24 protein-coding genes and 2 pseudogenes are annotated in these 18,841 nt (G+C 60.0%); 17 read left to right on the top strand and 9 right to left on the bottom strand.

Features of this window, described 5'->3' with window-relative positions; all coding sequences use genetic code 11:
- Positions 1 to 82: 82 nt before the first annotated feature.
- Together G7066_RS06975 and G7066_RS06970 are read left to right on the top strand one after the other, a co-directional pair.
- Entirely contained in the window at positions 83 to 1,015 is a 933-nt protein-coding gene (locus G7066_RS06975; RefSeq protein WP_166330015.1) for a heme o synthase, read from the top strand.
- 36 nt (positions 1,016 to 1,051) lie between these two features.
- Positions 1,052 to 1,851: pseudogene (locus G7066_RS06970) on the top strand (methyltransferase domain-containing protein).
- Between the two features lie 26 nt (positions 1,852 to 1,877).
- Here G7066_RS06970 and G7066_RS06965 read toward each other — a convergent pair.
- Positions 1,878 to 2,822, bottom strand: a complete 945-nt coding sequence (locus G7066_RS06965) for a COX15/CtaA family protein (RefSeq protein ID WP_244303359.1) — start codon at positions 2,820 to 2,822, stop codon at positions 1,878 to 1,880.
- Between the two features lie 244 nt (positions 2,823 to 3,066).
- On the opposite strand from G7066_RS06965, the gene sufB reads away from it, so the two are divergent.
- Genes sufB through G7066_RS06940 form a run of 5 tightly spaced genes read left to right on the top strand, consistent with a single transcriptional unit; the run spans position 3,067 to position 7,145 of the window.
- Positions 3,067 to 4,485 (top strand): Fe-S cluster assembly protein SufB, encoded by a 1,419-nt coding sequence (gene sufB / locus G7066_RS06960; protein ID WP_166330013.1) that lies wholly within the window; start codon positions 3,067 to 3,069, stop codon positions 4,483 to 4,485.
- Complete coding sequence (sufD, locus tag G7066_RS06955) at positions 4,485 to 5,690, top strand: Fe-S cluster assembly protein SufD (RefSeq protein WP_166330011.1); 1,206 nt, start codon at positions 4,485 to 4,487, stop codon at positions 5,688 to 5,690. Before sufB ends, sufD begins: the two co-directional genes overlap by 1 nt.
- Positions 5,691 to 6,023: a non-heme iron oxygenase ferredoxin subunit gene (locus G7066_RS06950; protein ID WP_166330009.1), complete on the top strand. Its 333-nt coding sequence runs from the start codon at positions 5,691 to 5,693 to the stop codon at positions 6,021 to 6,023. It abuts the gene before it with no gap.
- Entirely contained in the window at positions 6,020 to 6,778 is a 759-nt protein-coding gene (gene sufC, locus G7066_RS06945; RefSeq protein WP_166330007.1) for a Fe-S cluster assembly ATPase SufC, read from the top strand. Before G7066_RS06950 ends, sufC begins: the two co-directional genes overlap by 4 nt.
- A 16-nt stretch (positions 6,779 to 6,794) precedes the next feature.
- The gene (locus G7066_RS06940; protein WP_244303358.1) at positions 6,795 to 7,145 is read left to right on the top strand and encodes a metal-sulfur cluster assembly factor; all 351 of its coding nucleotides are present in this window, start codon (positions 6,795 to 6,797) and stop codon (positions 7,143 to 7,145) included.
- A 52-nt stretch (positions 7,146 to 7,197) separates the two neighbouring features.
- Here G7066_RS06940 and G7066_RS06935 read toward each other — a convergent pair whose 3' ends face one another.
- Complete coding sequence (locus G7066_RS06935) at positions 7,198 to 7,389, bottom strand: DUF5302 domain-containing protein (protein ID WP_166330005.1); 192 nt, start codon at positions 7,387 to 7,389, stop codon at positions 7,198 to 7,200.
- 180 nt (positions 7,390 to 7,569) lie between these two features.
- Between G7066_RS06935 and G7066_RS06930 the strand changes: the two are divergent.
- Positions 7,570 to 9,167 (top strand): annotated as a pseudogene (locus tag G7066_RS06930) (ABC-F family ATP-binding cassette domain-containing protein).
- On the opposite strand, the gene G7066_RS06925 reads toward G7066_RS06930, so the two are convergent.
- The 5 genes from G7066_RS06925 to G7066_RS06915 form a co-directional block, all read right to left on the bottom strand.
- Complete coding sequence (locus G7066_RS06925) at positions 9,132 to 9,746, bottom strand: cutinase family protein (RefSeq protein WP_244303357.1); 615 nt, start codon at positions 9,744 to 9,746, stop codon at positions 9,132 to 9,134. The pseudogene G7066_RS06930 and the gene G7066_RS06925 overlap by 36 nt on opposite strands.
- Positions 9,707 to 10,006: a hypothetical protein gene (locus G7066_RS15955; RefSeq protein WP_244303356.1), complete on the bottom strand. Its 300-nt coding sequence runs from the start codon at positions 10,004 to 10,006 to the stop codon at positions 9,707 to 9,709. Before G7066_RS15955 ends, G7066_RS06925 begins: the two co-directional genes overlap by 40 nt.
- On the bottom strand, positions 9,999 to 10,169 hold the full coding sequence (locus G7066_RS15950; RefSeq protein ID WP_244303355.1) for a hypothetical protein: 171 nt from the start codon (positions 10,167 to 10,169) through the stop codon (positions 9,999 to 10,001). The genes G7066_RS15955 and G7066_RS15950 overlap by 8 nt, the downstream gene beginning before the upstream one ends.
- A complete protein-coding gene (locus tag G7066_RS06920; RefSeq protein WP_244303354.1) occupies positions 10,157 to 10,861 on the bottom strand; it encodes an SURF1 family protein in 705 nt (234 codons plus the stop codon). Before G7066_RS06920 ends, G7066_RS15950 begins: the two co-directional genes overlap by 13 nt.
- A 233-nt stretch (positions 10,862 to 11,094) precedes the next feature.
- Entirely contained in the window at positions 11,095 to 11,523 is a 429-nt protein-coding gene (locus tag G7066_RS06915; RefSeq protein WP_166330003.1) for a DUF3099 domain-containing protein, read from the bottom strand.
- A 137-nt stretch (positions 11,524 to 11,660) separates the two neighbouring features.
- Between G7066_RS06915 and fabG the strand changes: the two genes are divergently transcribed.
- Together fabG and G7066_RS06905 are read left to right on the top strand one after the other, a co-directional pair.
- Positions 11,661 to 12,371 carry a 3-oxoacyl-ACP reductase FabG gene (fabG, locus tag G7066_RS06910; RefSeq protein ID WP_166330001.1) on the top strand — a complete coding sequence of 237 codons (711 nt, stop codon included), beginning with the start codon at positions 11,661 to 11,663 and terminating at the stop codon, positions 12,369 to 12,371.
- Positions 12,372 to 12,419: 48 nt separating this feature from the next.
- A complete protein-coding gene (locus G7066_RS06905; protein ID WP_166329999.1) occupies positions 12,420 to 13,229 on the top strand; it encodes an isocitrate lyase/PEP mutase family protein in 810 nt (269 codons plus the stop codon).
- Here G7066_RS06905 and serB read toward each other — a convergent pair.
- Positions 13,226 to 13,864: a phosphoserine phosphatase SerB gene (serB, locus tag G7066_RS06900; RefSeq protein WP_166329997.1), complete on the bottom strand. Its 639-nt coding sequence runs from the start codon at positions 13,862 to 13,864 to the stop codon at positions 13,226 to 13,228. The two genes, G7066_RS06905 and serB, sit on opposite strands and share 4 nt — an antisense overlap.
- 68 nt (positions 13,865 to 13,932) lie before the next feature.
- On the opposite strand from serB, the gene G7066_RS06895 reads away from it, so the two are divergent.
- Both G7066_RS06895 and G7066_RS06890 read left to right on the top strand, forming a co-directional pair.
- The gene (locus G7066_RS06895) at positions 13,933 to 14,718 is read left to right on the top strand and encodes an ABC transporter ATP-binding protein (protein WP_166329995.1); all 786 of its coding nucleotides are present in this window, start codon (positions 13,933 to 13,935) and stop codon (positions 14,716 to 14,718) included.
- A 127-nt stretch (positions 14,719 to 14,845) separates the two neighbouring features.
- Positions 14,846 to 15,094, top strand: a complete 249-nt coding sequence (locus G7066_RS06890; RefSeq protein ID WP_017884662.1) for a type B 50S ribosomal protein L31 — start codon at positions 14,846 to 14,848, stop codon at positions 15,092 to 15,094.
- Between the two features lie 71 nt (positions 15,095 to 15,165).
- Here G7066_RS06890 and G7066_RS06885 read toward each other — a convergent pair whose 3' ends face one another.
- The gene (locus G7066_RS06885) at positions 15,166 to 15,864 is read right to left on the bottom strand and encodes an exonuclease domain-containing protein (protein ID WP_166329993.1); all 699 of its coding nucleotides are present in this window, start codon (positions 15,862 to 15,864) and stop codon (positions 15,166 to 15,168) included.
- Positions 15,865 to 15,962: 98 nt separating this feature from the next.
- On the opposite strand from G7066_RS06885, the gene G7066_RS15940 reads away from it, so the two are divergent.
- The 5 genes from G7066_RS15940 (at position 15,963) to G7066_RS06865 (ending at position 18,839) form a co-directional block, all read left to right on the top strand.
- Positions 15,963 to 16,310, top strand: a complete 348-nt coding sequence (locus G7066_RS15940) for an alpha/beta fold hydrolase (protein WP_244303352.1) — start codon at positions 15,963 to 15,965, stop codon at positions 16,308 to 16,310.
- 34 nt (positions 16,311 to 16,344) lie between these two features.
- On the top strand, positions 16,345 to 16,869 hold the full coding sequence (locus tag G7066_RS15935; protein ID WP_244303351.1) for an alpha/beta fold hydrolase: 525 nt from the start codon (positions 16,345 to 16,347) through the stop codon (positions 16,867 to 16,869).
- Complete coding sequence (locus tag G7066_RS06875; protein WP_166329991.1) at positions 16,866 to 17,711, top strand: TrmH family RNA methyltransferase; 846 nt, start codon at positions 16,866 to 16,868, stop codon at positions 17,709 to 17,711. The genes G7066_RS15935 and G7066_RS06875 overlap by 4 nt, the downstream gene beginning before the upstream one ends.
- Positions 17,708 to 18,493, top strand: a complete 786-nt coding sequence (locus tag G7066_RS06870; protein ID WP_166329989.1) for a phosphatase PAP2 family protein — start codon at positions 17,708 to 17,710, stop codon at positions 18,491 to 18,493. Before G7066_RS06875 ends, G7066_RS06870 begins: the two co-directional genes overlap by 4 nt.
- Before the next feature lie 112 nt (positions 18,494 to 18,605).
- Positions 18,606 to 18,839 (top strand): hypothetical protein, encoded by a 234-nt coding sequence (locus G7066_RS06865; protein WP_166329987.1) that lies wholly within the window; start codon positions 18,606 to 18,608, stop codon positions 18,837 to 18,839.
- Positions 18,840 to 18,841: the final 2 nt, after the last annotated feature.

Raw genomic sequence — 18,841 nt, 5'->3', positions numbered from 1 at the left:
CTTCACCTCTCGAAGGGACGTCTGCGCGCCGTTCCACGCACACCCAAACAATCCTACCGGCAGGCGGGGTATCATGGAGGAGATGTCCACCGAGATCTCAGCCCAGACCCAGTCGGCGGCGCAACACCCTCGACGCAGCTTCTGGCGCACCGTAAACAATTACGTCGCGCTCACCAAGCCCCGCGTTATGGAGTTGCTGCTCGTCGTAACCGTACCCGCCATGATTCTTGCGCAGGGTGGGTTGCCGAACCTGTGGCTGGTACTCGCGACACTGCTCGGCGGTGCCATGAGCGCAGGATCCGCGGGTGCTTTCAACTGCTACCTCGATCGCGACATGGATCGCAAGATGAAGCGGACCAAAAACCGCCCGCTTGTCACCGGTGAGATCTCCGATCGCAACGCGCTCGTCTTTGCTTGGGTGCTGGGCGCACTCTCGGTTGTATGGCTGTATTTCACCACAACCTGGCTTGCGGCTGCGCTCTCAATCGGGGCTATTTTCTTCTACGTTGTCATTTACACGATGCTGCTGAAGCGTCACAGCGAACAGAACATTATCTGGGGCGGGATCGCCGGGTGTTTCCCCGTGCTCATCGGCTGGGCTGCAGTAACCAACAGTCTCGACTGGCCGGCCTGGGTATTCTTTCTCATCATCTTCTTGTGGACCCCACCGCACTACTGGCCACTCTCGATGCGCTACCGCGATGACTACGCTGCAGCCGGAGTCCCAATGCTCGGTGTCGTGCGCGGCCGCGCAACTGTTGGCCTACAGATCATCTTGTACGCGTGGGCGACCGTCGCTTCGAGCCTGCTACTTCTTCCCGCGCCGGGAATCAGCTGGCTGTACGGGGTCGTTGCGGTCACATCTGGCGGCTACTTCATCATTCAGGCGCACCGCCTCTATGGCAACGCCATTCGTGGCCAAGAGGGGAAACCTATGCAGGTCTTCCACGGCTCGATCACTTACCTTTCCGTGCTCTCACTCGCGATCGCGATCGATCCGCTGCTGCCGTTCTAGTTGGTCGACTGCCAGCGGGGTCGTTACGCTTGCACCATGGCAGACGCATACACCCACGGTCATCACGCAAGCGTATTGAAGTCGCACACCTGGCGCACGGCAGAGAATTCTGCCGCCTACCTGCTCCCGTTACTCAAACCGGGTACCAGCGTTCTCGACATCGGTTCCGGGCCGGGAACGATTACCGCTGACTTCGCGCGGATCGTCACGCCGGGCCGTGTTCTTGGTATTGATGCCTCCGCAGAGGTCATCGCAAAAGCGACGGCGGACACTGCGTCTCTTGGTTACGAAAACTTAAGTTTCACAACCGGAGACGCCTACGACCTTCAGTTTGCCGACGGCACCTTCGATGTGGTTCACGCTCACCAGGTGCTGCAACACGTAGGGAACCCGTGGCTATGTTGCGCGAGATGGAGCGAGTCACTGCCGTCGGCGGCACCGTGGCCGTACGCGATGTTGACTACGAGGGCGTCATTTGGTCGCCACGCAGCCCTGAACTTACGGAATGGCTGGAGCTATACCTCAAAGTTCACCGCGGAGTGAGCGGGGAACCTGCCGCCGGACGCTTTCTTAAAGCCTGGGCGAGGGAAGCTGGGCTCACGAAAGTGACGTGTACGGCCTCAACCTGGCTCTTCGAGAACAACGAGGACCGCGCCTGGTGGGGCGGCATGTGGGCTGAGCGCGCTGTCGACTCTGCGTTTGCGGAGAACGCGCAACGCCTCGGACTGGCGGATCGCGCGACCCTTGAGCGTATCTCGGAAGGCTGGAAGCGCTGGGCTAACGATCCCGACGGATGGCTCCTCATGCCCCACGCCGAGATCTTGGCCCGCCGCTGAACTACAAGCTTCGAAGCAAGTAGGCGCTACTGCGCCACAGGGCGCTTTAAGCGCAATACCACAAGCGTCATCGCGGCCGTCGTCAACGTGGCGAGTATCATGTGAGCACCGACTACAAGCGCTGGTAGGCCATTGCGCGCCTGGTAAACACCGAGCACGATCTGCAAGATCAATACCGCAAGAAGTGCAATGATCCATCGCAGCGGACGAAGCTTGTCTTTTGCAGCCAGAACGAGCAGGACAAGTGTTAGCGCGAGCGCAGCATAACCCGGCCAAGCGTGAATATGACTCATCAAGGTTGCGTCGACCCCGTCCCGCTGAATCGTGGCGTCACCCGAGTGCGGGCCTGATCCTGTAGTGATCACACCAAAGATCACCGTGATCGCCATCGCCACAGTCGTTACGTGTGTGAGAATCATGAACGATTTCGGTACCACAAGTTCACGAGGCGCAGCCACCTCATACATCCGAGCCAGATACGCGGCGGTGATACAAACGATCGCAAGGGAGATCGCATAGTGAACGCTCACAAGATTTGCGTTGAGGTGCATCCACACAACGACTCCACCAATAACCGCCTGCAACAACACCAGACCGAGTACAACCGCCGAGATCGTGAAGAGGTCACGGCGTTGTTCGCGTATTCGCAAACTCAGCAAAAATACGAGCAGCGCAAAGACGAGAAGAGGTCCGCTTAGGGTTCTGTTACCGAACTCAATCAGTGAGTGATAGGTCAGCTCCTCTGTTGGAATAAGCGATCCTGGCGCGCAGAGCGGCCAGTTCGGACATCCCAGGCCCGATCCGGTGAGTCGTACTGCTCCACCTGTTCCAATAATGACAACGTTTAAAACGAAAGAGATCCAAGCGAAAACCCGCAGGAGTTGTGTCGGCCTATGCGCCAGGGGACCGTCGCTTTGCTTGGCGATACCATTTTGCGAACTTCCGGGACCTGACTTGGTGGCGGCGGACAAGGGTGCTCCTCTCGGCTGCGCCCCACTTTACGCTGACTGCGTGACAGCCCTCCCGTTTTGAACGGGAACCTTGTAGAATGGGAAGCTGTGGTTGCGAACGGCGAAGCCAGAAACGGTGTACGTCACCGCTCAGCGCCGGCGCCGTCCACAAACCAGACTACTGCACCGCTGCAGGGCCAAGTGTGAGTGTCTAATCTCATATAGGTAAGGCCCTGTCAGCGAGACAATGAATGAGGAAGGGATCATGCCTGAGGTATTGATCGACCGGCCAGAGCTTGAGGGCTTGGGCCAGTACGAATTCGGCTGGCACGACAGCGATGAGGCGGGCGCGATTGCAAAACGTGGCCTCAGTGAGCAGGTCGTGCGCGAGATCTCAGCCCTGAAAAACGAGCCCGAGTGGATGCTGCAGCGACGCCTGAAGGCTCTGCAGATTTTCGGTCGGAAACCGATGCCGTCGTGGGGCGCTGACCTCTCCGACATCGATTTCGACAACATCAAGTACTTTGTGCGCTCCACCGAGAAGCAGGCAACCACCTGGGAAGAGCTGCCGGAAGAGATCAAAGAGACCTACGAGCGCCTCGGCATTCCCGAGGCAGAGCGCCAGCGCCTTGTAGCCGGCGTCGCAGCTCAGTACGAGTCCGAGGTGGTGTACCACCAGATCCGTGAAGACCTCGAAGAGCAGGGTGTCATCTTTCTTGACACCGACACCGCGCTTCGCGAGCACCCAGAGATTTTTGAAGAGTACTTCGGCACCGTTATCCCCTCGGGCGATAACAAATTCGCCGCACTCAACACGGCCGTTTGGTCGGGCGGATCCTTTGTGTATGTACCGAAGGGTGTTCACGTCGAGATCCCGCTACAGGCCTATTTCCGCATCAACACGGAGAACATGGGCCAGTTTGAACGCACGCTCATCATTGCCGACGAAGACAGCTACGTGCACTACATCGAGGGTTGCACGGCCCCGATCTACAAGTCTGACTCGCTGCACTCCGCAGTCGTTGAGATCATCGTGAAGAAGAACGCTCGCGTTCGTTACACGACGATCCAAAACTGGTCAACCAACGTTTACAACCTCGTCACCAAGCGTGCCGTGGCAGAAGAGGGTGCGACCATGGAGTGGGTCGATGGCAACATCGGATCCAAGGTCACCATGAAGTACCCGTCGATCTACCTGACGGGAGAGCGTGCAAAGGGAGAGACTCTCTCCGTAGCGTTTGCGGGCCCCGGCCAGCACCAGGACACGGGCGCGAAGATGATTCACCTCGCACCCAACACACAATCGTCGATCCTCGCGAAGTCGATCGCACGTGGCGGCGGTCGCACCGGTTACCGCGGCGAGGTTCGCATCGAAGCCAGCGCTCACCACTCCGCAAACTCGGTGGTCTGTGACGCGTTGCTCGTAGACCGAATCTCGCGCAGCGACACCTACCCTGCCATCGATATTCGCACCGATGACGCTCAACTGGGCCATGAGGCTACCGTTTCCCGCGTCAGCGAAGAGCAGCTGTTCTACCTTATGAGCCGCGGAATGGCGGAAGAAGAGGGCATGGCAATGATCGTGCGCGGCTTCATCGAGCCGATCGCTCGTGAGCTGCCCATGGAGTATGCCCTCGAACTGAACAAGCTCATTGAAATGGGCATGGAAGGATCCGTCGGATAATGACCACAGCTGAAGCCACCAAACCAGTGCCCGCAGCAGAGGGTAATGCTCAGCACGGCCTGAAAGCGCACTCCGACGGAGACTGGGAAAACCGCATCCCGGTGCAGACTCGCTCAGAGCGCCCGAAATCAACCGACGTTGCGGCGTTCGAGAAGGTCACCGGCCGCGAGGCCGCATGGAAGTTCTCGCCAGTCGCGAAGCTCGACGCTCTACTAAACGGTGAACTCGACGGTTCCCGCATCGCGGTTGAGGTTCCTGCCGTAGCGGGGATCACCGCAGAGTGGATCGCACGCGACGATAAGCGTATCGGTCGCGCCGGCACACCCGAAGAGCGCGGAGCTGCCGCGGCGTGGAGCGCGTTCCAGGAGGCACACCTGGTCACCGTGTCGGGCGACGAGCACGTCACCGCGACGATCACTCGTGATTCCCTTGATGCGGCGCCTCGCGCCGCACACACGATCATCGAGGCCAAGGCGAACAGCCGGGGCCTCGTTATCGTCGAGAACACCGGCTCGGCGCAGCTCTCCGAAAACGTCGAGATCGTCGTCGGCGACGGCGCGAACCTCACTCTGGTTTCGGTGCAGCAGTGGGGGAGCGAGGCGATCCACCTCGCCAGCCACTACGCCACCGTGGGCCGCGATGCGTCGTTCACCCACATCGTGGTATCGCTCGGCGGCAGCATCGTGCGCCTGAACCCCTCGATCCACCTGGATCACGAAGGCGCAAACGGCGAGGCCTTCGGCGCGTACTTCGCCGATGCTGGCCAGCACCTTGAGCACCAGGTCTATATGGACCACGACGCCCCTCACACCCGCAGCCGCGTCACCTACAAGGGTGCGCTGCAGGGCGAGGGTGCTCACACCGTGTGGATCGGCGACGTGCTCATCCGCCGTAACGCAACTGGCACTGACAGCTACGAGCAGAACCGCAACCTTGTGCTCTCAGAGGGCACCCGCGCAGACTCGATCCCGAACCTTGAGATCGAAACCGGCGACATTGAGGGCGCGGGCCATGCCTCGGCAACGGGCCGCTTCGACGAGGAACATCTGTTCTACCTGATGAGCCGCGGCGTATCAGAAGAGGAAGCACGCAAGCTTGTCGTTCGCGGCTTCCTGCTTGAGGTGGTCAGCAAGATTGGCCACGAAGCAACTGAGGCTCGACTGCAGGAAGCAATCGAGGCTGAACTCGCCGAGAGTTCCATCTAAATGGGGCTGCAGAAGGCACTCGCAATCAGCGATTTGGTTCAGGATCAGGCCACTCGTGTGGTCATCGATGGTGTTCCGATTGCTGTAGTGCTCGATTCTCAGGGCGAAGTGCACGCCATCGGTGACACCTGCAGCCACGGCCAGATCAGCCTTTCTGAGGGTTTCGTGGAGGGTGACACCCTGGAGTGCTGGGCACATGGCTCAGCATTCTCACTGTGCACCGGCCAACCCCAAAACCTGCCGGCCTACGAACCGGTTCCCGTTTATGTCGTCGAGATTAACCACGGCGACGTGTACATAGACCCCAACGTTACGAAAGAGATTCAGTCATGAGTTCAGTTCTTGAGATCAAGGACCTGCACGTCAGTGTCGAGACCGAGCAGGGCGCGAAGCAGATCCTGCGCGGAGTCGACCTCACCATCAAGCAGGGCGAGACCCACGCCATCATGGGCCCGAACGGTTCAGGCAAGTCGACGCTTGCCTACGCAATTGCTGGCCACCCACGTTACGAGGTCACCAGTGGATCGATCCTGCTCGACGGCGAAGAGGTGCTCGAAATGAGCGTCGATGAGCGCGCTCAGGCTGGACTCTTCCTCGCGATGCAGTACCCCGTTGAGATCCCGGGCGTCACCAACGCAAACTTCCTGCGCACCGCCAAGACCGCCATCGACGGCGAAGCCCCCGCCATCCGCACCTGGATGAAGGAGGTCAAGTCTGCAATGGAGAACCTGCGCATGGACGAGTCCTTCGCATCGCGCAACGTGAACGAGGGCTTCTCCGGCGGCGAAAAGAAGCGCAACGAGATTCTGCAGCTCGAACTGTTGAAGCCCAAGTTCGCTGTGCTCGACGAGACCGACTCCGGCCTCGACGTTGACGCGCTCAAGATTGTGTCCGAGGGCGTGAACCGCGCGAAAGACAACACCGGACTCGGGCTCCTCCTGATCACGCACTACACGCGAATCCTGCGCTACATCAAGCCCGACTTCGTGCACGTGTTCGTGAACGGTCGCGTCGCAGAAGAGGGTGGCCCCGAGCTTGCAGATCGCCTTGAAGAAGAGGGCTACGACCGTTTCCTCGTTGAGGCTTAAGGCGTAGGCTGTCACCATGAGCGAGAACACGACCACAGTTCCGCAGTCAATCGACCCGGAATTCCGCGAGCAGGCGATCGAAGCACTGAAGAACGTGTCCGATCCCGAGCTCGGCGTGAATATTGTCGACCTCGGTTTGATCTACGATCTAGCTTTCGACGAGGAACACGATGCTCTGGTTATCAGTATGACGCTGACCAGTGCGGGCTGCCCCCTCACCGACGTGATCGAGAACGACATCGCTGAGTCGCTCGACGGGCTCGTGACGGCCTTCCGCATCAACTGGGTGTGGATGCCGCCGTGGACGCCGGAACGCATCACCGACGACGGTCGGGACATGATGAGAGCGCTGGGCTTTTCGATCTAGTAGCGAAACGAGAAGAGCTCCTCACCCGTGTGGTGAGGAGCTCTTTTGCTATCTAGCCACTCTTGCGGCGAAACTCGCGCTGATGCGCCGCGGACCCCTGTGCATGGCCAACGGGGCCAGCATCTCCTCGTTTCCCAGCACCGCGCGGCTGTGTTTGCTGCTTCTTTTTCCGGTCAAGAGCTTCGCGAAACTTCCGTTTCGACTCTTCGGCAGCCTCGCGCTGTGCGTCTTCTTCAGAACTCATCTTGAGACTCCTTCTCGTGTGTGGCCTGCCCCCAGCCTACTGATTCTTGTACACCTGGTGTGAGCTCCCTTGCTTCATGCGGCACGCAGGACCAACCCTCAACCCAAAGTGACGTAGACTAGCAAGGTTGTCTGGCGGGAGATGCTCTCCCGAACACGAACCCGGGAGTTGAACGCACACATGATTACGGTCGAGGATCTAGCGATCGATGTCGGTGCGCGTCGCCTGATGTCAGGGGTCACGTTTCGGGTAAACCCCGGCGACAAGATTGGTCTCGTCGGGCGCAACGGTGCCGGCAAAACAACGCTCACGCGCACACTCTCGGGTGAGCTGCCACCCGCTGAGGGCAACATCACCATCTCGGGCGAGTTGGGCTTCCTGCCGCAGGATCCACGTACCGGCGACCCCGACCAGCTCGCACGACACCGTATTCTCGATGCCCGTGGACTCGGCACCCTGACCAAAAACATGGCCAAGGCGACCGAAGAAATGGCGTCTGACGATCCCGCTACCGCTGAAAAGGCGATGAAGCGCTTCGGAAATCTCACCGACCGCTTCCACGCGCTGGGCGGCTACGCTGCCGAGTCAGAAGCCGCCTCAATCTCACACAACCTTGGGCTTCCCGATCGCATTCTTGATCAGCCGCTCGGCACCCTCTCCGGTGGTCAGCGTCGTCGCATCGAGCTTGCGCGCATCCTTTTCTCGGACGCCGACACGATGATCCTCGATGAGCCCACCAACCACCTCGACGCCGACTCCATTGTCTGGCTGCGCGAGTTCTTAAAGACCTACAAGGGCGGTGTCATCGTGATCAGTCACGACATCGACCTTGTGGGTGAGACCGTCAACCGTGTCTTCTACCTCGATGCCAACCGCCAGGTCATCGACATCTACAACATGGGCTGGAAGCTGTACCTGCGCCAGCGCGCTGCCGACGAAGAGCGTCGCCGCAAGGAACGCTCGAACATCGAAAAGAAGGCCTCGGTACTCAAGGATCAGGCCGCCCGCTTCGGAGCAAAGGCTTCGAAAGCGGCAGCTGCTCACCAAATGGTGGCGCGTGCCGACAAGATGCTGTCGAGCCTTGAAGAGGTGCGCCAGGTCGATCGAGTAGCAAAGCTGCGCTTCCCGGATCCGGCCCCTGCGGGAAAACACCGCTCATGGCGGAGGGGCTCTCGAAGTCCTACGGTTCGCTCGAGATTTTTGCCGGCGTTGATCTTGCAATCGACCGCGGCTCAAAGGTGGTGATCTTGGGTCTCAACGGTGCGGGCAAGACCACTCTGCTGCGCCTGCTCGCCCAGGTGGACGAGCCCGACACCGGCGAGATTGTTGCCGGCCACGGCCTCAAAGTCGGCTACTACGCGCAGGAACACGAGACGCTCGACGTCAAAGCGAGCGTGTTGCAGAACATGATCTCGGTGTCGCGCCACCTGACCGAAACCGAAGCGCGCAAGGTGCTCGGCTCGTTCCTGTTCACGGGCGACGACGTACACAAACCAGCGGGAGTGCTCTCAGGCGGCGAAAAGACCCGCCTTGCGCTCGCGATGCTCGTGGTATCAAGCGCGAACGTGCTACTGCTTGACGAGCCCACCAACAACCTGGACCCCGCGAGCCGCGAGGAGATCCTCGACGCCCTGGCACACTTCAAGGGTGCTGTTGTACTCGTGTCACACGATCAGGGCGCCGTCGAGGCGCTCAACCCTGAGCGCGTACTGATCATGCCCGACGCGACCGAAGATCACTGGTCAAAGGACTACCTCGAGCTCATCGAGTTGGCGTAGCTTTCTTTGTTTTGGGGTCGAGCTTGTCGATGACGAATTCGGCCCCTCCTTTTGCATGCCGTTTGTGTAATAAGCGACGTGCTGCTCCTGGGCGGAATCGACCGCTTCGCGGGACTCGCCCGCCGCTAGGCTTGCCTGGCACACAAGGTCTCCCTCGACACAAAAATCTCTAATGCGCTCAGCGTAGGTGCCCAGGGAGCCCAACTGACGCGGCATAATTCCGCCTAGTTTGGGATCAAAACTCCCGACATTGAAGGTTTCTTGTCCCTCAAACCGCGGATCACCATACAGAACAACCGCAAGCACGTGCTCGGCGGCCTCTTGAGTGAGCGCGCCGGTCGTTTCACCGATCATGCGGGTCTTGGCATCAGCGAGAGCGTCACCGATCACCATGGCACCCTGCGAGTAGCCGAGCAGCACAAACTTCTGATCAGGGCACGCCTCAGTCTGAACGTTGAGGGTGTCAATCAGCACGCGCACCCCGCGGGTACCACCCTCTTTAACGTTGGTGTCGGCGGGGTAGTCGAGATCTTCAGTTGTTACCTCGCCCGGGCGAGCCTTTGAGATGTCTTTCGCCACGGGGAGAGCAGCTGCCCCTTCGAAGGCTCCCCTGTGCCTCGTGCGGTAATCACGAGGTAGCGTGAGCACTCCTGTGGCTCAACCACGGGCTCCGGGTGTAGCTCAGCGTCGTATTCACTGGCAGTTGCCGGCGGTTCGGGATCTTCGGTCACTTCTGCCAAAGAATCTCGCGCCTCTACCGGGTCAAGCTCTGCTGCGCAACCAGAGAGGGCGAACACACCCGCGAGACCAAGAACAGCGAGAGTGGTCATTTTACGCATCGAGCAGTGCATCCTCTTCGTCAGCATCGGTGGGGCCTTTTCGGGTCTTGCGTTCAGCGCGGCGGCGATCCTGTTCTTTGACAGATCCACTGCCAGCGTTAAGGCCGCGATACTCCTGCCTCGCGGCGAACCCAACTCCGATCAGGGCTATCAAAATGAACACGTACCACTGCAGCGCGTAAGAGAGGTGTGGTCCCTCGTCACGCTCCGGCTTCGGCGGCAGCCAACCGTGTTCTCCCGCGGGGACTCAGAGATCAGCATGCCGTAGGCACCCGTATAACTTTCACCTTCGGTTCCCGAGAGCTTCGCCAGCTCAGGCAGGTCGATGCTCGCAACCGTTCGACCCGAAGAGGTGCGACCAGGGATCTTGGGTTCGCCGGCGCGCAGACGCACCTCGACGGTAACTTTGCCTGCGGCGGGCTGAGGCAGATCCTCAACCTTCACGCTGCTGGCTTCGCTGCCGTCGATACTCACCCAGCCACGATCCACAAAAAACACCTCGCCGGAGTTCGTGCGGATCGGCTGGATCAGATCGGAGCCAACCCCGTTGGGGCCGGGCCTGTTGCGAGCAAGAAAAGGATTACCGAAGTACTCACCAACAACCGAGACCGTCCGCCATTTTTGTTTCGACTCGTCAAAGGCATCAAGTGTTGGAAGCTCGTCAGCAAGTGCAATCGCTGGGGCACCGTAGTTGTTATCGATTCGCTCGATCTCTGCGCGTGCCTCGGCACGGCGTTCGAACTGCCAGTTGCCGAGCATCACACACGCGATCGAGAACACAATCAGCATCGCAAAGTACCCGATCCAGCGACGCGACCGCAGAAACGTCCACCCGACCTGTGTGGGATCAGACATCAAGTTCTCCTACGGTAACAACCTCAAGTGGAAACGATCGATCAGACAAAAACTCGCGCAGCGTGGACAGGTGAGCTTCACAGGCGAGCCAGGTCTTGCGGCGATCCTCAGCATGGATCTTCGGGTTGCGCCACAGGATCGCCCAGTCCGCCGACTCGCGACAACCCGCCCTAGAGCATTCAAACCGCTGAGCAGCATCACCCCGAGACTGAGCCCGGGGAACACCGCGGCGCTCACTGGGCAATTCCCTGGGCGGGTGGCTGAGGCTCACCTAAGTCTGAGTCTGAGTCAGTGGACTCGGGCGATTCGGGCTCGGCGGTTCCGCCCGATCCTCGCCGCTCAGGATCAACGTCAACCACGAGCAACATGTCGGCGGGGGAGTCGGTCGAGACCTCTGGTTCTCCGCTCTCAAGCTGGAGCGGGTCAGGTGCGTCAACGGGTTGATCAACGCTGTGGGCCACCGCATTACCAACCATCACAGCAAACCAGGGGAGAAAGATAGCACCGGCCGCTGCTAGCAACACCCACCAATCACGCAGCCAAAAGAGTGAGGCCACACACACCACTCGAAGCGCCATCGCGATGAAGTACATGCGCATACGGTGCGTGCGATCCTCAGCGGGGTTCACTCCCGCCGACGTGACACTGTAGCTCTCAGCCATGGGCTCCTTCTTCGTACCGCGAATAGCCTACGCCGTTCCGCTGGGCCTTAGCCCCAAGAAACACCGGACCATAGCCCCAAGCATGCGAGCGAACGATAGGGTGAGAGTCGCACTTTTCCTACAGAAAGGGTCTCCCAATGAGCACCTCCCGTGTTGTTCTTGTGACCGGTGGCAATCGTGGCATCGGTTTTGCCATCGCAGAGCGGATGATTGCGGACGGCCATAGGGTCGCCGTCACCGCTCGTTCGGGCGAGGGGCCAGCAGGATCACTCACGGTGCGCGCAGAGATGACCGACGCCGCCTCGATCGATGCCGCTTTCACTCAAATCGAGGCAGAGCTTGGAGCCGTTGAGGTTGTTGTGGCGAACGCAGGAATCACTCGGGACACACTGCTGCTGCGCATGTCCGAGGAAGAATTTACGAGTGTCATCGACACAAACCTCACCGGCACTTTCCGCGTGGTAAAGCGTTCGGCGAAGGGGCTGCTGAAGGGGCGCTTCGGGCGCGTGATTCTCATCTCGAGCGTGGTTGCACTTTACGGATCACCAGGTCAGATCAATTACTCCTCTTCGAAGGCCGCGCTTGTGGGCTTCGCTCGCTCGCTCACCCGCGAGCTTGGTGCCCGCAACATCACAGCGAACGTCATTGCGCCCGGGTTCATCGAGACCGACATGACCGCCGAGCTAAGCGACGAGCAGCAGAAGCAGTATCTCTCACAGATTCCTGCCGCCCGTTTCGGCCAGGTCGCGGAGATCGCCGGAGCCGCATCATTCCTCGCCGGAGACGACGCGGCTTACATTTCGGGTGCCGTGATTCCGGTCGACGGTGGCCTTGGCATGGGCCACTAGTACACAAGACCCTTTCGTTTTGCGACGGTTGTTCGTAGGGTGAGGGACATGAACCACATTCCTGCCCCACGCACACGTTCAGCCGTCGCAGAAGACGCCAACACACTCCGTTCCCTCTACGAAGCATCCGAGGTACTTCGGGTTGTCAACGTGTGGGATGCCGTGAGCGCACGCGTTGTAGCGGAGCTCCCCGGCACACGCGCCATCGCAACCGCTGGTCACGCGATCGCAGCAAGCCACGGCTACGCCGATGGCGAGCAGATTCCGCTTCACCTGATGCTTGAGGCTGTAGGCCGTATCGTTTTGGCGACCGATCTGCCGGTCTCGGCGGATCTCGACGGTGGTTTTGGAGACGCTGGAGAGACCGTGCGCCGCGCAATTGGCGTAGGCGTTTCCGGCGCCAATATCGAGGATCAGCTTCGTCCCCTGGTGGAGTCGACCAGGCTTGTGGCGGATGCAGTCAAGGCGGGGGAGCGTGAGGGTGTCAGTTTTGCGCTGAATGCTCGCACCGATGCGTTTGTGCGGGGCGGCAACCGCCCTATTGACGAAATCATCGCGGATGCAGTTGAGCGTGGGCGTTCGTACCTCGACGCAGGCGCGACCTGCATCTTCGTGCCGGGGATTCTCGACGCCGATGTGACACGCCAGCTCGTGGCCGGCATTGGAGAGCGCAAGGTCAGCGTGATTGGCCTTCCTGGGGCCCTCAGCGCAGGCGAATACGAGTCGCTGGGTGTTGCTCGCATCTCCTACGGCCCAATGCCGCAGAATGTCGCTTTGACAGCACTCAAGAGGCTCGGCGCTTCACTGCTCGGCGAAGGAGTGATTCCGAGCGACACGGAAATACTGAACAACTTCTAGCTGAGGCGATCAAGCAGAGGGATCACACGGGCCAAATCGTCTTCTACGGATACGTCCGCTTGATCCCGCACGATCGGCTTACCGTTGTAAGACACGCCCAAGCCTGCGATCTTCATCATTTCGAGGTCGTTCGCTCCGTCGCCGATGGCAACCGAGGCGGTGAGCGGAATACCGGACTCGGCCGACCACTCTGTAAGGGCCTCGGCCTTTGCTGCGGCATCAATGATGGGTCCAACCGTGCGACCAGTCAAGAGGCCGTTAACAACCTCAAGTCGATTTGCGCGCCAAAAATCAAGGCCGAGATCTCGAGCGATTGGATCCAGCACCTCGTGAAAGCCACCCGACACTACCCCCACTTTGCCACCACGCTTGCGCACCTCTGCAATCAGCTCTCGAATGCCAGGGGAGAGTCGCACACGACTATAGGCATCAGCGAACACCGATTCGGGTGTACCCGCAAGTGTCGCCACTCGCTCTTGCAAACTTTCAGAGAAGTCCAAGTCACCGCGCATCGCGCGCTCCGTGATCTCGGCAACCCGTTCGCGAGTGCCCGCAACGTCAGCGATGAGCTCAATCACCTCGTCTTGAATGGTGGTGGAGTCGCAGTCGAGAACGATTAAGGGGGAAAGGCTCATGCGATCCAGTCTAGAGATGACGGGGTGGCTTGCGCACGGTTGCCGCGCGTCTGGTTAGGCTTGCTGCCATGGTCAATGTGTTGCGCTTCACCGATGTCACCTACCTCCGCAATCGTCGCCCGATTCTCAACGGCATTAACTGGACCGTTGAAGATTCGCAGCGGTGGGTGATCCTCGGGCCGAACGGCGCGGGAAAAACAACGCTGCTGAAGCTTGCGACTGCCAACGACTACCCGACATCGGGCACGGTCGACGTGCTCGAAAAGCGCCTCGGGCGTGTCGATATCTTTGAACTTCGCACCCGACTCGGCTTTGTGTCCTCAGCGACAGCCCGCAGGATCCCCGCAAACGAGATCGTGCGCGATATTGTGCTGACGGCCGCGTACTCTGTCGAGGGTCGCTGGAACGAGCAGTACGACCCGATCGACGTGCGACAGGCCGAGCGTATCCTCGCGGAGTGGGATCTGCTTGAGCTCGCGGACAGCACGTTCGGCACCCTCAGCGACGGGGAACGCAAGCGTGCGCTCATCGCGCGCGCGGTGATGACCGATCCCGAGGTGCTGCTGCTCGACGAGCCCAGTGCGAGCCTCGATCTCGGCGCCCGCGAACGCATGCTGCAGATGCTCTCAGGGTTCGCCCAATCACCCTCCTCGCCAGCGATGATCATGGTGACACACCACGTTGAAGAAGTGCCTCCGGGGTTCACCCACGTGCTCATGCTGCGCGACGGGCAGATCCAGGCTTCCGGGCCAATTGCAGACACCCTCACCGCGGAAAATCTTGAGGCAACCTTTGGGATGCCATTCGGGTTGACCGTGCAAGATGGGCGCTACGCCGCGGTTGCCAGGCCCTAAGCTGGAACTAATCTGTTTCACGGCGCATGTTCGTGGCGAGTTCTGCTAAAGTAGAACCTTGGCGCGGACAAGCCGCAAGACTTCGGTGCGCGAATCGCAGCATCAACTACTCAATATAAGGACACTCATGAAGACCGACATCCACCCCGAGTACAACGCAATCGTCTTCCGCGACCTCGCTTCCGGAGAGACCTTCCTCACCCGTTCGACGCTGTCGAGCGACAAGACGATCGAGCTCGACGGTGCAACCTACCCGGTCATCGACGTTGAGATCTCGAGCGCATCACACCCGTTCTACACGGGCAAGCAGCGCATCATGGACTCCGCCGGTCGCGTGGAGAAGTTCAACCAGCGCTTCAAGGGCTTCGGCGCATAGTCAGAGGCTTTACACAAAAGGTGGTGGCGATCTTCGAATCGCCACCACCTTTTTGTTTGCCCTCAGCAGTCTTAACGCAGCGGCCAGCTACCCTCCGCGACAAAGTGAGGATCGCGAGCCTTCCTCATGTATTCCTGAAAGCTGGCGGCCTGCGCAGCTGCCCAGGCAATCTGCGCGCGGTGCAACTCTTCGAGTTCGCTCGGTATCACATCTCCGTATTTACGCGCGATGCACTGCAACACACGTCCCGCCGCGATCGCATCATCACCGGCGTCGTGGGCTGTACCGATTTCCACGCCGTGGTGGGCGGCTACGGCCTCTAGCGTACGTTTGCCCTTTCGATAACGATCAAACTGCTTATCGAGGACCAGCGGGTCGATCACGGGGGCGAAGATCTCCGGCCACGCGAGACTGTATCGCGCAGCTTCGGCACGCAACAGCGTGAGGTCGTAGGGTGCGTTGTAGGCAACAACCGGAAACCCGCGCTCAATCATCTCTGCAAGCTGCTCAATGATCTGCTGCACACCCACCGCCGCGTCGATGCCGCTCGCGCGTGCGATCTCGGTGCTGATTCCGTGCACTCGCTGAGCCGCCGGAGGGATTTCGATACCGGGGTTCAAAAGCCAGTCGTAACGCTCAAGCACCTCACCTTCGGACCCGAGGAGGGCGACCGTCGCACTCACGATGCGTGCGTGGGCGGTATCGACGCCCGTGGTCTCGGTGTCGAACACCGCGAGATTGGCTGCCCAAAGAGGAGTAGAGGGGGTCACAGAGGTCCTTTCGTTCCTTTGATGTTACCGACTGCTGGTAGCTTGCGGGGCCCGACGTGGCGCAGCCATCTGCCAGGACCCCTCGGTAGGATCGTTTCGTGACTACCGCACCTCTTTTTGTTCCCACGCTCGGCATTGAAACACGAGCCTGGCATTACGGTGCTGACAGCGCGACAGAGGGGAACACGCACCCCCCGACCCTGATCCTCGTACACGGCTTCCGAGGGGATCACCACGGTCTAGATGCCATCGCTCGCGGAGTTGCCAAGGCATTGCCGGGCGTGCGCACAGTGGTGCCCGATCTGCCCGGTTTTGGTGAAACACCCGCGATCCCAAACCGCGAGCACAACATCGACCTATATGGCGAATGGCTGCGTGCCTTCGCAGCTGAGGCTGCTCCGAGGGCTTCGCAATCCTCGGCCACTCATTCGGTTCACTGGTCGTGACAGCGGCAATGGCCGGGGACTCGAAGCTAGCCGGGTGGTACTCATCAACCCGATCTCTGCACCAGCTCTCAAGGGACCTCAAGCCGCACTTACTCAACTGACAATTGGGTATTACCGTGCCGCAGAACTGCTGCCAGAGCGTGCCGCGCGTCAGCTTCTCGGCAGCCCTATAGTCGTGCGTGGCATGAGCGAGGTCATGGCTAAAACGGGCGACGTCGAATTACGTGCCTGGATCCACGGCCAACACGCCAGCTATTTCAGCACCTTCTCAGACCCTTCAACGCTCTTCCAAGCCTTCCGGGCATCGGTCTCCAACACCGTCATCGAGCGCGCTGCAGTGTTTGATCGACCGACGCTCCTGATTGCGGGGGAGCGCGACGACATTACCCCGCTCTCAAAGCAGCTGGAACTGCACCATCGCATTGCCTGGTCGCGACTTCGGATCATCCCTGGCACCGGACATCTTGTGCATTACGAAGCTGTGGAAGACGCGGTCACCTATATCTCCGAGTTTCTGATTGAGAACTCCAACGCAGCAAAAAATGAGGTTGCCGCGTGAGGGTGACGCGGATAAGCGATCTCACCGCGCCCGAACTCGCCGATTACACGCAGCTCACCGATGTGGCACTGCGGCGCGTGCGCGAGCCCGAGGAGGGACTGTACCTCGCAGAATCACCGAAGGTTATTGAGCGTGCTCTCAGAGCCGGGCATCAACCGCGTTCCCTGCTACTACTTGAGGATTGGCTGTCCAAGGTTGAGTCGATTCTTACGGATTACCCCGAGGTTCCGGTTTATGTGGGGGAGTCGGCGCAGCTCGAACAGCTCACGGGCTTCCACCTCCACAGGGGAGCAATGGCCTCAATGCACCGGCCCACCGATCGCGATCCGGTTGAATTGCTGCGCACGTCACGGCGTGTCGTGGTTCTTGAAGACTTGGCCGACCACACAAACGTCGGCGCCATTTTTCGGTCGGTTGCGGCGCTCGGCGCCGATGCGGTACTGCTGTCCCCAGCCTGTGCTGATCCTCTCTATCGCCGTGCGGTGCGCGTGAGCATGGGGGCGGTACTGCAGGTGCCTTGGGCACGCATGCCAGACTGGCGAGTTGCCGGACCAATGTTTCGCGAAGAGGGCTACGAGCTCACGGCCCTTGCCTTGAAAGATGACGCAGAAGATCTTGCCGACTACGTTAACCATCTTCCAGATCGCCTGGCGCTCATGTTTGGAACCGAAGGGACAGGTCTGAGCAGACGAGCGCTCGCCTCGTCCTCACGTTCCGTTGTGATCCCGATGGAGCACGGCGTGGACTCCCTCAACGTGTCAACCGCTGCGGCTCTTGCCCTCTGGGCTGTGCGCACCGCAGATCAAGCGAAACTCACCGGCTGTGCGGGGGCTTCACGATGAGCATAGCGCTTACCGGGCGGCGCCTGCGCGCGCTCTGGTCGACACTGTTTTGGGCGGCCCTCGGCATCGGTTCTTACGTGTTTGGCGTACAGAGCGCACTCGGGCAGGAGGCGGAGGCCAGCGTACTCGAGGCTGCCAGATTTACCACGGACCCGCCTGCGCCGCTCAACCTGGTGTCGACTCCTTCCGTGGGCGTCGCACTGCTGGCCATCGGAATTCTAGCCTGGATCGTGCACGGCATCGTTCGCGCGGTGGGAATTGTGGCTATATCTGCACTCGCGATTCTTACCTCACAGTTGCTGAAGCTGCAACTATTAGATCGTCCCGAGCTCTTTGAGCTTGATGCCCCGAACACTTTTCCCAGCGGTCACATGACCGTCTTCACCGTGCTCGTTGCGGCGATCATTTGGGCGGTACCCACGAGGGCTCGTGCAATCGTCACTCTCGGTGGGGCGGCGACCCTCTCGGCCGTTGGCTGGCAGCTGCTGGCTTATGGCTGGCACAGACCCAGCGATGTGCTTGGGGCAATTGCGCTCGGGATCGTGGCGTTTGCAATTGCCACGCTGATTCGACCATCGACATCACGGGGAACGCCCCTGCTCGCGGGCACGGCCTTGGTCGGAATGGCAATACTGAGTTGGGTTCTCATCGCGGCAGCTATTGTTTTGGCGTTCGTGTCGGTTGCAATCTCGAATCAAGGCCTGCTGCTCAACGCGGGGCAGTACGGTGTCATCGGGACCAGTATTCTTGGCTCGCGTTCGCTCTTTCGTCTCAGCACCTAAAACATCGAATCTGACAGATTCTCAGGAAAACGCGAATTTGACTCACGGTTTTTTCGGCAAATTCTCGATAGATTCGTTCCGGACATCTAATTGAGTTACCGTTTGGGATCACATGGCTAAGCACACCACCGCACGCAAGAACATTTGGGTGCGTGCAATACTTGCCGCCGCTCTGGCACTCACGCTGGCTGCACCCGCACACTTCACCCCGGTTCCAGCGCAGGCAACTGACCTGCCAACCTGGGAAGACGTTCAAAATGCCAAGAAAAACGAGGCGGCTGCCGCAGCCAAAGCTAAGGAGATAGAGGGTCTCATTGCCGCGGGGAGAAGGAACTCACTCGTCTGAGA

This window comes from Leucobacter coleopterorum (assembly GCF_011382985.1).
Lineage (GTDB): Bacteria > Actinomycetota > Actinomycetes > Actinomycetales > Microbacteriaceae > Leucobacter > Leucobacter coleopterorum.
The sequence above is the reverse complement of the archived record's forward strand: the minus strand, read 5'-3'. Positions and strand labels throughout refer to the sequence as shown.